The sequence below is a fragment of the Streptococcus halitosis genome, from assembly GCF_003143695.2.
Taxonomy (GTDB): Bacteria; Bacillota; Bacilli; order Lactobacillales; family Streptococcaceae; genus Streptococcus; species Streptococcus halitosis.
In genome coordinates, this window is the sequence record NZ_QEMY02000001.1 from 36,078 (window position 1) to 49,004 (window position 12,927).

Sequence of the window (12,927 nt, forward strand, 5' to 3'; positions counted from 1 at the left end):
TTTCTAAGCTTCTTCAGTAATCAGAACTCTATCTTGGCCATCAAGTTCTGTCATCTCTACGATGATTTCTTCAGAACGACTGGTTGGGATATTTTTCCCAACGTAATCTGGACGGATAGGCAATTCTCTATGTCCACGGTCAACTAGCACCGCAAGACTCACGCGCGCAGGACGACCATGGCCAACAATATTATCAATAGCAGCACGGATAGTACGGCCTGTATAGAGTACATCATCCACCAAGATAACTTCACGGTCTGTCACATCAACAGAAATCAAAGAAGTATCTTCTCCGCTTTTAACATCGTCACGGAAAGGCTTGGTGTCCAATTCCACAACAGGAACAGTGATATTTTCCAACTGCTCCAAGCGTTCTTTGATACGATGAGCGATGAAAACACCACGCGTTTTTATCCCCGCTAGGATAATTTTATTCAAATCTTTATTGCGCTCAATAATCTCATAAGTAATTCGCGTAATCGCTCGTTTGACAGTCAATTCGTCTACAACTTCTTTTGTCTTCATGACAAACCTCCAAAAAGAAAAGTCTCCTTCTACAAGGAGACTTGAAATGTATAGCCAAGCGAGCCCTACTATAAACAGTATAGACTTCACCCTTCTACTTTATCGCGCTCCTTGCCTGCCTCACGGGACAGGTTTAAAGGACTATTTAGTTACCATTTACTATAGCACAAAGCACCCTTAAAATCAAGCAAAAACTTTTTTCAGAGTCCTCTTAAACATTACTAAAATCATATAATTGGGGATAGTGATCGCATTCTGGATTTTTGGGATGACAGATAGCTCGTCCAAAGTAAATCATGGCCTGGTGGGCTGCTAACCACTCTTCTGGTGGTAGGACATCCATGACACGTTTTTCTACTTCAAGTGGCGTAGCTGATTTTTTAACGATATCGTGATGCTTACAGATACGCTCCACATGAGTGTCCACTGCAAAAGCAGGAATTCCAAAGCCCACACTCAATACTACATTTGCTGTTTTACGACCAACACCAGCTAGACTTTCTAATTCCTCTCGAGTCTGAGGCACTTGACCATCAAAATCGTCTAGTAACTGTTGGGCACATTTTTTAAGGAATTTAGCCTTATTTCGATACAGTCCCAGACGAGAAATGTGTGAAGCAATTTCACTTTCAGTCGCGACAGACATGGCTTGTGGTGTTGGAAAGGCAGCGAAGAGACCTGGTGTGGCCTTATTTACCGCTGCATCTGTCGTCTGAGCTGACAACATCACCGCAACCAAGAGTTCAAAATGATTGGTAAAATCAAGACTAGGCTTAGCATCTGGAAAAAGGGCAATGATTTCCTCTATGACATGACGGGCACGTTTCTTGGATAAAACCATCTACTCGTCTCCATTAAATAGTCCTTGCAAGCCAGCAAATGGACTGTTTTCTTCTTTCTTGACTGCTTGTTGGGCTTGGTATTCTTCCTCAGTCATGATTTGCCAGTCATTTCCTGACACAAAACCTTGGCCCGCCTCTTCTTCTGCCGTCAAGACTTTGATAGGAATATTGAGCAGAATATTATCTGCTACGCTCTCAGCAAGGTCAATTTCCCCATTTTCGATAGGCAAGACTAAGTCATCGTCTAGAACTTCCTGGTCCAGTTGGTTGGTCTCTCCTTCCATGAAAACTTCTGTGACTGGATAAGATTCATCTAACTCAACTGGCTCCATACTACGACTTGAAGCAAGAACAATGGTATATGACAACTGATAGTCTAAGAAATACAGACGGTCTTCGTACTGCACCTTCCCAACAGCAAGGATATCTTTGACATCTAAAATTTCTTGATTTCGTTTACGCAAGTCTGCTGCCAGGTCTAAAGCTTGTTCAAAGTGTAGACCTTCAGGCCGCTTACTAATTTCTTGAATATGTAACTTCATATTTCCTCCATAAAGATGTACTCACTTGATTATACCATGAAAAGGCTATAAGTCAGCCTCCCAAACTTTGATATTAAAATTTCATTTTTTAACATATTTACTATGGCATATTTTCTGATTAGTGCTATACTATAGGCAAGAATACATCAGAGCAAGGAGGATGCTCATATGGAAGACAAAGCACTCATCACTGAAGCTTACCAACTACTTTCCGAGTTAAATCAAAGTTTCCAAAATTGCAAACAAGGTACAGCCGATGATTTTCGTCTACAAGAACTGCTGAACACCACTCTTAAGGAACTAAAAAAAGCGGAAAAGATTGACAACAGTATCTTAATCGACCTTGAGAAATTTTACCAACGTACCAGTCTACTGATTGGACTGGGTAGCCTAAAACTGAATGATCAAGCTCGTGCTGCTTGGCGCAACTATGACAAGTTCCACTACGAACATGTCAAACACGTACTGACTCTCTATGGACCTGTTTTCGGATTCTGATACTTTTCGAAAATCTCTTCAAACCACGTCAGCTTCGCCTTGCCGTTAGTATGGGTTACTGACTTCGTCAGCTCTATCTGCAACCTCAAAGCTGTGCTTTGAGCAGTCTTTGGGTCGCTTCCTAGTTTGCTCTTTGATTTTCATTGAGTATAAAAACTAGAATTTCCTGTTTTCTATTGACAAAATTTCCTCAAAAGTATAGGATAGAGGTACTAATACTCGGAGGTAAGGGAGACATGAACAACTAAGTCTATCAAATAAAGAATCTTTATTTAGTAGATCTTGTTTTTGTCTCTTTTTTGTGTGCTCTTTTTATACTAGATTTTCTAGTATCTTGTCCCCATTGAAAATCAAAAAACTAGAAAGCTATGCTCCTCTTGGGTTGGGTTAGGCAACTCCAAGCTAGTTTGACGAGTTTTTCAACGAGGATAATAGAGTTTTGACAGTGACTTTGGGCTCTACTAGATAAAGTAGAGCTTTTTGTTATGCACTATCGACATTCTAGAAAGGGCAACAATATGATAAAAATCAATCATCTAACTATCACGCAAAACAAAGATCTACGAGACCTTGTATCTGACCTAACCATGACTATCCAAAACGGGGAAAAGGTTGCTATTATTGGTGAAGAAGGAAATGGCAAATCAACCTTGCTACGAGCTTTAATGGGGGAAAAATTGCCTGATTTCACTATCAAGGGAGACATCCAGTCTGACCTTCAGTCACTAGCCTACATTCCTCAAAAGTTAGCTGAGGAGCTAAAAAATAGAACTCTACACGACTACTTCTTTTTTGATTCCACTGATTTAGACTACGGTATCCTCTATCGTTTGGCTGAGGAGTTGCATTTTGATAGCGATCGTTTTGCTAGCGACCAAGAAATTGGCAGTCTATCAGGGGGCGAAGCTTTGAAAATTCAGCTCATTCACGAGTTAGCAAAACCTTTTGAGATTCTATTTTTAGATGAACCTTCAAATGACCTGGACCTTGAGACGGTTGATTGGCTAAAAAGGCAGATACAGAAGATGAAGCAAACAGTTATTTTCATTTCCCATGATGAAGACTTTCTTTCTCATACGGCTGATACTATTGTCCACTTGCGACTGGTCAAGCATCGGAAAGAAGCGGAAACGCTAGTCGAGCATTTAGACTATGATCGCTATAATGAGCAGAGAAAGGCTAATTTTGCCAGACAAAGTCAGCAAGCTGCTAACGACCAGAGAGCCTATGATAAAACCATAGAAAAACATCGCCGAGTTAAGCAAAATGTAGAAACTGCACTTCGAGCTACCAAAGACAGTACTGCCGGTCGCCTATTGGCTAAAAAGATGAAAACTGTTCTCTCTCAAGAAAAACGCTTTGAAAAGGAAGCTCAGTCCATGGCCCAAATGCCACTTGAAGAGGAACAAATCCAACTTTTCTTTTCAGACATCCAACCATTACCGGCTTCTAAAGTCTTAGTCCAACTGAAAAAAGAAAATTTGTCTATTGGCGAGCGCATTTTAACTCAGGAGTTACGACTAACGGTCCGTGGCCAAGATAAAATCGGTATCATCGGGCCAAATGGTGTTGGGAAATCAACTCTGTTAGCCAAGTTTCAACAACTGCTCAGCGCCAGAAGAGAGATTTCGCTTGGTTTTATGCCACAAGATTACCATAAAAAACTGCAATTGGATTTATCTCCAGTAGCCTACCTCAGCCACACTGGACAAAAAGAAGAACTACAGAAAATCCAATCTCACCTAGCCAGTCTCAATTTCAGCTATCTAGAGATGCACCACCAAATCCGCTCCCTATCTGGCGGGCAACAAGGCAAACTCCTACTTTTGGATTTAGTGTTGCACAAACCAAACTTTCTCCTTCTGGATGAGCCTACACGTAATTTTTCTCCCACTTCTCAACCCGAAATCAGAAAACTCTTTGCCTCCTATCCCGGCGGTCTGATCACTGTTTCGCATGACAGACGCTTCTTAAAAGAGGTCTGTACGAGTATCTATCGTTTGACAGAAAATGGTTTGGAAGTTGTTGATTTACAAGATTTATAATTTTTGAACATAGCAAAAATCCAGAGACTTCTCTGGATTCTTTTTACATACGTCGCTCTTGGGAACATTGATATAAAGATCGCTGCTGGCATCATCGACGTGACAGATTATGCTCTGGCTTTTGTTTAAATTGTATAAGCTAGAAATCATTTTTTACTATCTTACAGCTCAAAGCATTCTAATGTAGCATTATCTCATGTACAAAAAGCAAAATGCAACCAGATTATTGAGGACATGCAAAAGAATGGAATTCCATAGGTTGTCAGAAGTCTTATACCTTACCCCAAATGCAAATCCCATACCTAAATAGCTGATAAAGCTAGGAATAGTATAGGGACCATGAAGATAAGCAAAAAGAAGCGATGTGGCAAACAATCCAAAATAGGTATTCTTAAATACTATCCCCTGTAACATACCTCGCATAAAGATTTCTTCCGTGACAGGTGCCAAAACACAGAGGTCCACAAAAAGTACAGACCATGAAAGTGATAAACTTTGCACAGTTTGAGTTGTGTCTGATTGGGTAGGGCCTAAAAAATTGACCATAATATAAAACAGGAAAAGCAAGGCGTATGAAAGAAAACATTTAAGAATATCTTTTAGGCTGATTTGCCGAATGTGAAACAAGTCATACTTTTTTCCTACATATAAAAATAATGCAAGTTCAACAAGTGTAAAAAGGATTGATAGCGGTAATGAATTTATTCGCATGATTTTCTCTGCTATACTCAAATGAATCGGCATAAAAATCAAAATCAAGAAAAACGTCATCCAGCGCTTATACATCATTCACCTCAATTATATAGAATTACATATATTATACTATTTTTTGGAGAGATAACAAGTTAAAAGCGAGATACTAAAAGCAAAAATCCAGAGGTCATCTCTGGATTTTTTTACATCTGTTTCAAGCGTTCGATTCGTTCTGAGATAGGTGGGTGGGTATAAAAGAGTTTTTGAAGTCCCCCACCTTTCTTCGGATCATTGATATAAAGAGCGCTGCTGGCATCGTCAACATGGTGATGCATCGGCTCGCTATTTTCCAACTTACGCAAGGCATTGATCATCCCTTGAGGATTACGAGTCAGCTCCACACTGGATGCATCCGCCAGAAATTCCCTCTGACGGGAAATGGCTAATTGCACCAAGGTTGCTGCGAGAGGTGCTAGAACAATGGCTAAGAGAGAGATAACAAGCATGATAATCTCCAAACCATTTCCATCGCGATCATTATCACTCCGTCTGCGACCAGCGCCTCCCCACCACATCATCCGTCCTGCCATACTAGACAGAAGGGTAATGGCACTGGCGAGGGCGACAGCAATGGTCGAAATGCGGATATCGTAGTTTCGGATATGACTGACTTCATGACCCATAACAGCTTCTAGCTCCTCACGATTCATGATAGCCAGAAGACCCGAAGTGGCTGCGACTGCTGCATTCTGCGGGTTGGAACCTGTTGCAAAGGCATTTAAAGAAGAATCCTCAATAATGAAAACACGCGGCATAGGAATCTGAGCCACCATGGCCATATCTTCTACTACATGGTAGAGGTCTGGTGCTGTTTGCTCATCAACCTCACGCGCCCCATTCATGGACATGACAATCTCTGTCGATTGAAAGATCATGGTCAGAGCGTAGATAAGACCAATAATCAAGGCAATAATCATGCCACCAAGACCTGAGCGCATGAAGAGATAGCCAACCGCATAACCAACCAAGGCCAAGAGTAGGAAGAAAACCAGCAACAAAATCCAGGTTTTTCGTTTATTGCTCGCAATTTGATCAAACAACATCTTAGTCACCTAATCCGCTAAAGTCAACTTTAGGAACTGCCTTTTCCTCTTCAGGTGTTTGAAGGAAGTCTGCAGCTTTAAAGCCAAATAGTCCTGCGATGATGTTACTTGGGAAGCTTTCAAGTTTTACATTGTAGTTGCTGACAACACTGTTGTAGAGTTGGCGTGAGTATGAAATTTTATTTTCTGTATTGGTCAACTCTTCTTGCAATTTGATAAAGTTAGCACTAGCTTTCAAGTCTGGGTAATTCTCCGCTACTGCAAAGATACCAGAAATCTGGCGAGTAAGGGCATCACTGGCCTTCATAGCTTCTGCTGGTGAAGTTGCTGTAGATACTTGTCTACGAAGTTCTGTTACTTTTTCCAAGGTAGAACCTTCATATTTCGCATAGCCTTTGACTGTTTCAATCAAGTTTGGGAGGAGATCATTACGACGCTTCAACTGAACATCTATCTGGCTCCAAGCCTCCTTGGTCTGCATACGATTTTTAACCAAACCGTTATAACTAACAATCACAAAAATAACAATCAGAGCCAAAACTCCAAGAATAATCCAAGTCATAATCTTATTCCTTTCTGCTTTTAGATTACTACCAGTATATCAAAATTTTAATGATTGTGGTAAAATAAGATGATACTAGAGAAGGAAACTACTATGAAACCAGAAACATTTTACAGACTACTAGCTGAGCAAAATCTTCCACTTTCTGACCAGCAAAAGAACCAATTTGAACGTTATTTTGAGCTCTTGGTCGAGTGGAATGAAAAGATTAATTTGACGGCTATTACAGACAAGGAAGAAGTTTATCTCAAACATTTTTATGATTCGATTGCTCCCATCCTGCAGGGTTTGATTCCCAATGAAGATATCAAACTTCTTGATATCGGAGCGGGGGCAGGATTTCCTAGTCTACCCATGAAAATTCTCTATCCTCAGCTAGATGTGACCATCATTGATTCGCTCAATAAGCGCATCAACTTCCTTCAGCTTTTGGCTCAGGAGTTGGATTTGGATGGTGTTCACTTCTACCATGGACGCGCTGAAGACTTTGCTCAAGACAAGAACTTCCGTGCCCAGTTTGATGTGGTGACGGCTCGTGCGGTTGCCCGTATGCAGGTCTTGTCTGAGCTGACCATTCCCTATCTTAAAGTCGGAGGAAAACTATTGGCACTCAAGGCCAGCAATGCTCCTGAGGAATTGCTAGAAGCCAAGAACGCTCTCAACCTCCTCTTCAGTAAGGTCAAAGACAATCTCAGCTACGCTCTACCAAATGGAGATCCGCGCTACATCACTGTGGTTGAAAAGAAAAAGGAAACCCCAAACAAATATCCACGTAAGGCTGGCATGCCCAACAAACGCCCACTTTAAACAATTTACAAAATCAACCTCGCTCTCACATTTCTAGGCTCGGGAAAAAAAGATTTACAAAATCATACCTCGCTCTCGCATTTCCGGGCTCGGGAAAAAATGATTTACAAAATCATTTTTTTCTGCTATACTATCACAAGCAAAGGTTTTTAATGTCATCCTGTGAGGTGACGAAGGCGCAGATTTATATAAATTTTTAAAAGATAGCTATTTTTTAAAAAGTCTTACTCTGAGGGCCTATTGCTGCAAAATAATGGGCTCTTTTTTGGTGCCCAAAAGTGAGGTTTTTATGAAACAGGAATCAACTGTTGACTTGTTACTAGACGTTGATCAACGTCCTTCTGCTGGTAAAGGTATTCTTCTAAGCTTCCAGCACGTATTTGCCATGTTTGGTGCAACCATTCTCGTTCCCTTAATTTTGGGAATGCCCGTATCGGTTGCTCTCTTTGCATCCGGTATTGGAACACTTATCTATATGATTTCTACTGGCTTTAAGGTTCCAGTTTACCTAGGTTCTTCATTCGCCTTTATCACAGCTATGTCTCTAGCCATGAAAGAAATGGGAGGCGATGTATCTGCTGCTCAAACTGGGGTCATCTTGACTGGTTTGGTCTATGTCCTTGTAGCAGCAAGTGTTCGTTTTGCAGGTACGAAATGGATTGACAAACTCTTGCCCCCAATCATTATCGGACCTATGATTATCGTTATCGGTCTTGGTCTTGCTGGTTCTGCTGTAACGAATGCTGGACTTGTAGCAGACGGAAACTGGAAGAACGCTCTTGTAGCCGTTGTTACGTTCTTGATTGCGGCCTTTATCAATACAAAAGGAAAAGGGTTCCTCCGTATCATTCCTTTCCTCTTTGCCATCATCGGTGGGTATATCTTCGCTATGATGCTTGGTTTGGTTGACTTTACCCCAGTCCTTCAAGCCAACTGGTTTGAAATTCCTGGTTTCTACTTGCCATTTAGCACTGGTGGTGCCTTTAAAGAGTACAACTTGTACTTCGGTCCTGAAACAATTGCTATCTTGCCAATTGCAATCGTAACAATTTCAGAACACATCGGAGACCACACTGTTTTGAGCCAAATCTGTGGCCGTCAATTCCTAAAAGAACCAGGACTTCACCGTACGCTTCTCGGTGACGGTATCGCGACATCTGTATCTGCTTTCCTCGGTGGACCAGCTAACACGACTTACGGAGAAAATACAGGGGTTATCGGGATGACTCGTATCGCTTCTGTCTCTGTTATCCGTAACGCGGCCTTCATCGCCATTGCTCTTAGCTTCCTAGGCAAGTTCACTGCCTTGATTTCAACCATTCCAAATGCTGTGCTTGGTGGCATGTCCATCCTTCTCTACGGAGTTATCGCCAGCAACGGTCTAAAAGTTTTGATTAAAGAGCGCGTTGACTTCAGTCAAATGCGTAATCTCATCATCGCAAGTGCCATGTTAGTACTTGGACTTGGTGGGGCTATCCTCAAACTTGGCCCAGTTACACTTTCAGGTACTGCTCTATCAGCCATGACAGGAATTATCTTGAACTTGATTTTGCCACACGAAAATAAAGACTAATCATCTATACACACAAAATCCACTCGATTGAGTGGATTTTTTAATTACTTACTCTTTATTTCCAACAGTAAATCTTTCAATGAAATAATGGTCACGGCTAGTAAAATCATAGCCATACCGACAAAATCAATCGCATAAAACTGTTCCTTCATAATCAGAAAGGCAAAGAAAACGGCAGAAATTGGCTCTATAGAAGCCAATAAACTAGACTTAACAGGGCCTATCAGACTAGCTCCTTTTAGGAAAGCTGTATAGGCAAAGACCGTTCCGATGATGATAATCCCAGCAAATGCAAAGAGAAAATCTAGGCTAGTCGGTATGCTGGCCTGTAAGACTCCTGTGAAAGGAATAGCCACTACACCAGAAATAACCATCCCGACACCAATCACCAAAATACTGCCCCACTTCTTAATCAAAGCAATAGGAAGGATGATATAGAGGGCATAGGTCAAGGCTGAAAAGAGGCCCCAGAACAGACCTAGGGGTGTGACAGACAACTGGTCGACTTTCCCATGCGTCGCGATCAGAAACGTTCCTCCAATTGCTAAACCAATCGAAATAATCTCAGCCAGAGTAGGCGCCACCTTGTCCTTGATACAAGTATAAATCAAGATCCCAACGGGGCATACATACTGGAGAACTGTCGCCGTTCCAGCATTGGTTTCCTGAATGGCAGAAAGATAGGCAAACTGGTTTAAGAAAAGCCCGAAAACTGCAAATAACAGCAGAGATAAAAGGCTTTTTCTGTCTTTAAAAAAAGCATAGAGTTTATCCTTTGCAGTCATATAGGATAAGGCTACCAGTGCCAAGCCTGCAATAATAAGTCGCAAATTGGTCAAGACTAGAGCAGAAATCCCGTGTGCCATCAGGTATTGGCCACTGGTTCCAGACAAGCCCCAAGCAATCCCTGCCACTACTGTATACAGAGTTCCTTTTACGATTTTTGACATGCTTCTCCCTACTCCTCTTGACGAATCATTTCCATCACTTGATTTCGATCGACTATCCACTGGGCACGCTCATCCTTCTCATACGTTCGATTGGATAAAAAGATAGCCGCCTCCTGCTTCTCTCGATTCCACATGATAAAGGTACCCGTATAGCCCGTATGGTCGAGCCAAGCTCCCTCCAGATTCCAGGCTAGAGACCGCTCCTTATCATCTAAAGGAGAAAAATTTCGGCTCAATTCTGCAGCAAAATCATCTTTCAAGTAATGTTCCAGAAAGATCTGCAAATCCTTAACAGTCGAAAACAAACCTGCACTACCAGCGTGTCTTCCTAATAGACGGGCTTTAGGATCGTGAATGATTCCGGCCTCCACTCCTCTCACTGTTGGTACAGCAACCTCAACGGGACCAAACATCGTTTCCTTCATCCCCCATGGTTTCAAAACTTGTTCTTCTATAATCTGATCCAAGTCTTGGTTAAAGATTTTTTCCAAAAGAAAGCCCAAGAGTAAAAAATGAACATCCGAGTATAGGAAGGCTGGCTGATTTCGTCTATTGAGGTGAAACATGGCTTCTCTTAATTCCTCTGCACTTAACTTGTCTCGATTGGGAATAAAGGGGTCCAAGTCTGTGGCATGGGTCAGAAGTTGCCGTATAGTGATATCAGAATAATCACACTCCGGTAAAAAATCCGTCACCGATCGATCAATATCTAATATGCCCTGCAGCCACAAGAAGATGAGAACCGTCCCCACTCCCACAACTTTACTCACACTGGCCAGATCATAGACCAAACCGCTCTCTGTTTTCAAGCCCCTTTCTGGATCACTCAATCCTAGATAAGACTCTTTCCATTCACCATCCTTATAATACGCAAAAGAGGCCCCGGGATAAATCCCTGCCTCGATTTGATTTTCTATTTTTCTTAGAATTTTTTCCAACTTCATGCTTCTTCAAACCACAATTCAATGTTATTGGTATCTTTACCAAGGAAGAATTTTTCAGACTTAGGGACAAAGTAGCCTGTCTTTTCAAATTTTTGACGAAGACTGGTTAGATCAAAATTCTTTACTAAAAATTTCAACATCGTCAGGTCCCAAGTAACATTGTTTTCAACAGCCAAATCTGGCCCTTGCCCTTTAGTAAAGGTGATTGCTGACGCTACTCCTTCAGAATCAAGTAAACTCTCTGTCCCCTCAGGCAAACGCAACTCCATAGAAACATCAAATTGGCTCACGTATTTTATACTTGTATTTGAATAAAATTCAGGAACAGTTTCCAGTGGAACCAAATTTCTTATATCATTTTCTGCATGAACAAGGATCACATCCTCTTCAGGAGAAACAATCTCAAAAGCATATCCACGGCTTCCTTTAAATAAGCGAGGAAGAGACTTCATTTGAGAAAGAAGGGCCTCGATTTCAGAAGGATCCTCAACCTTTATCAAGAGTCTAGCTAGCTTCTTAAGTCCTTCAACTCTACGAGTTCGCATGCTTGGAGCTTCTTCTAAAATCAATCTCTCCGTACCCGTCTGGTCACCTAATGAAAGAAAGGCAGACTCTTCTAGTAAGGGTTTCATTCCTAGAGTTTCAATGTAAAATGTCTCATTTAATTTTCGATTATTAACTTTCAAAGTCGGAATGATCCGAACAATCTTATTCACATCCATAAATTCCCCCAACTCTTTTATTTTAAAGGATTTTAGAATATTTTACAAGCCATATTTGTTTAAATTAGAAAATTTTCCAAGAAAAAAACTGGGTTTCCCCAGTTTCGTTTTTTATAGGTAAAGTAGTTTGAATAGTGCTACTGCTGCAATACCCGCTGCAATTGGAGCTGCAACTGGAACCCAAGCATACCACCATTTTGAATCACCCTTGTGTTGACCAAGAACCGATTTTGGAAGAACAGCGTGAAGGAGACGTGGTCCAAAGTCACGAGCTGGGTTCAAAGCAGGTCCAGTAGGTCCACCGAGTGAAGTTACCAAGGCCATTACTAGGAAACCAAGTCCTAAATGAGCTACTGAAAGACCTGCTGTTGTGTGTGGTGCTATTTGAGCTTTGATAGCTAATTCAGAAAAGTCAACTGTTTGATTAGCCTGCGTTGCCATTTGTTTCATGTATTGCATTACTTCTGCACCAAAAAAGTTTTTAGTCATACCTAGTGCTGCAAAAAAGAGAACGAACGAACCAACAAACTCGTTGATAAACCCGTTAACAGATGCTGCAAAGTGTGATTCTTTTGTTCCTTGGTCAACATTTGAAATAGTTGAGAAAGTTCCCAAGATATTATTTGGATTTTCTGTTTTCAAGTAGTAAGGACGATGAGTTGCAACAACCAAAGCTTGTCCGAAGATTGCTCCCAAAACTTGTGCGATAATGTATGGCACTACTTGAGCCCAAGGGAAAAGTCCGCTAACTGCAAGACCAAGAGTGAAAGCTGGGTTGATGTGGTTACCAGATACATTACCAAACATCAAGGCCGGAATCATAACCCCCATACCATAACCAACAGCGATAACGAGCCAGCCACTTTGGTGACCTTTCGTACCTTTAAGTTCAACGTTAGCAACTGCACCATTACCAAGAATGATCAAAATAGCAGTTCCCAAGAATTCAGTGGCATATTTAATAGCCCATGTAAAATCCATTTGATAGATTCTCCTTCAATTTTTTTAGACAATCCTTATTCTATCAATTTTTAGGCCTTTTAGCAACAGATTTTCTAAAAGAATCTCTGGAAAACGCTTTATTTAATCTATCTTTAAGAAAAGGACAAAAGAAGTCAAAC

At 41.2% G+C, this 12,927-nt stretch carries 14 protein-coding genes; 4 read left to right on the forward strand and 10 right to left on the reverse strand.

The window, feature by feature from the left end:
• Positions 1–3: 3 nt before the first annotated feature.
• The 3 genes from pyrR to DB729_RS00225 all read right to left on the reverse strand — a co-directional run bounded on the left by pyrR (position 4) and on the right by DB729_RS00225 (position 1,909).
• A complete protein-coding gene (gene pyrR, locus DB729_RS00215) occupies positions 4–525 on the reverse strand; it encodes a bifunctional pyr operon transcriptional regulator/uracil phosphoribosyltransferase PyrR (RefSeq protein ID WP_000850018.1) in 522 nt (173 codons plus the stop codon).
• A 211-nt stretch (positions 526–736) separates the two neighbouring features.
• The gene (gene nth / locus DB729_RS00220) at positions 737–1,366 is read right to left on the reverse strand and encodes an endonuclease III (protein ID WP_000244435.1); all 630 of its coding nucleotides are present in this window, start codon (positions 1,364–1,366) and stop codon (positions 737–739) included.
• A complete protein-coding gene (locus DB729_RS00225; RefSeq protein WP_109289816.1) occupies positions 1,367–1,909 on the reverse strand; it encodes a YceD family protein in 543 nt (180 codons plus the stop codon). It abuts the gene before it with no gap.
• 168 nt (positions 1,910–2,077) lie between these two features.
• Here DB729_RS00225 and DB729_RS00230 point away from each other — a divergent pair, with 168 nt between their 5' ends.
• Both DB729_RS00230 and DB729_RS00235 read left to right on the forward strand, forming a co-directional pair.
• Positions 2,078–2,407 carry a helicase BlpT gene (locus DB729_RS00230; protein ID WP_109289815.1) on the forward strand — a complete coding sequence of 110 codons (330 nt, stop codon included), beginning with the start codon at positions 2,078–2,080 and terminating at the stop codon, positions 2,405–2,407.
• Between the two features lie 485 nt (positions 2,408–2,892).
• On the forward strand, positions 2,893–4,452 hold the full coding sequence (locus tag DB729_RS00235) for an ATP-binding cassette domain-containing protein (protein WP_109289814.1): 1,560 nt from the start codon (positions 2,893–2,895) through the stop codon (positions 4,450–4,452).
• A gap of 189 nt (positions 4,453–4,641) precedes the next feature.
• On the opposite strand, the gene DB729_RS00240 is transcribed toward DB729_RS00235, so the two are convergent.
• The 3 genes from DB729_RS00240 to DB729_RS00250 all read right to left on the reverse strand — a co-directional run bounded on the left by DB729_RS00240 (position 4,642) and on the right by DB729_RS00250 (position 6,810).
• Positions 4,642–5,241 (reverse strand): CPBP family intramembrane glutamic endopeptidase, encoded by a 600-nt coding sequence (locus DB729_RS00240; protein WP_223326387.1) that lies wholly within the window; start codon positions 5,239–5,241, stop codon positions 4,642–4,644.
• A 107-nt stretch (positions 5,242–5,348) separates the two neighbouring features.
• Positions 5,349–6,248: a zinc metalloprotease HtpX gene (gene htpX, locus DB729_RS00245; protein ID WP_049501339.1), complete on the reverse strand. Its 900-nt coding sequence runs from the start codon at positions 6,246–6,248 to the stop codon at positions 5,349–5,351.
• A 1-nt stretch (position 6,249) separates the two neighbouring features.
• On the reverse strand, positions 6,250–6,810 hold the full coding sequence (locus tag DB729_RS00250) for a LemA family protein (protein WP_109289813.1): 561 nt from the start codon (positions 6,808–6,810) through the stop codon (positions 6,250–6,252).
• A gap of 93 nt (positions 6,811–6,903) precedes the next feature.
• Between DB729_RS00250 and rsmG the strand changes: the two genes are divergently transcribed.
• Together rsmG and DB729_RS00260 are read left to right on the forward strand one after the other, a co-directional pair.
• Positions 6,904–7,617, forward strand: a complete 714-nt coding sequence (gene rsmG, locus DB729_RS00255) for a 16S rRNA (guanine(527)-N(7))-methyltransferase RsmG (protein ID WP_109289812.1) — start codon at positions 6,904–6,906, stop codon at positions 7,615–7,617.
• Positions 7,618–7,906: 289 nt separating this feature from the next.
• The gene (locus DB729_RS00260) at positions 7,907–9,190 is read left to right on the forward strand and encodes a uracil-xanthine permease family protein (protein WP_000808282.1); all 1,284 of its coding nucleotides are present in this window, start codon (positions 7,907–7,909) and stop codon (positions 9,188–9,190) included.
• Positions 9,191–9,234: 44 nt separating this feature from the next.
• On the opposite strand, the gene DB729_RS00265 is transcribed toward DB729_RS00260, so the two are convergent.
• From DB729_RS00265 to gla, 4 genes are all read right to left on the reverse strand, one after another.
• Positions 9,235–10,140, reverse strand: a complete 906-nt coding sequence (locus DB729_RS00265) for a DMT family transporter (RefSeq protein ID WP_109289811.1) — start codon at positions 10,138–10,140, stop codon at positions 9,235–9,237.
• Between the two features lie 8 nt (positions 10,141–10,148).
• Complete coding sequence (locus DB729_RS00270; protein ID WP_109289810.1) at positions 10,149–11,084, reverse strand: serine hydrolase domain-containing protein; 936 nt, start codon at positions 11,082–11,084, stop codon at positions 10,149–10,151.
• Positions 11,081–11,806, reverse strand: coding sequence for a CppA N-terminal domain-containing protein (locus DB729_RS00275; RefSeq protein ID WP_109289809.1), 726 nt, complete (start codon positions 11,804–11,806; stop codon positions 11,081–11,083). Before DB729_RS00275 ends, DB729_RS00270 begins: the two co-directional genes overlap by 4 nt.
• A 111-nt stretch (positions 11,807–11,917) precedes the next feature.
• Positions 11,918–12,787, reverse strand: coding sequence for an aquaglyceroporin Gla (gene gla, locus DB729_RS00280; RefSeq protein ID WP_109289808.1), 870 nt, complete (start codon positions 12,785–12,787; stop codon positions 11,918–11,920).
• Between the last annotated feature and the right edge of the window lie 140 nt (positions 12,788–12,927).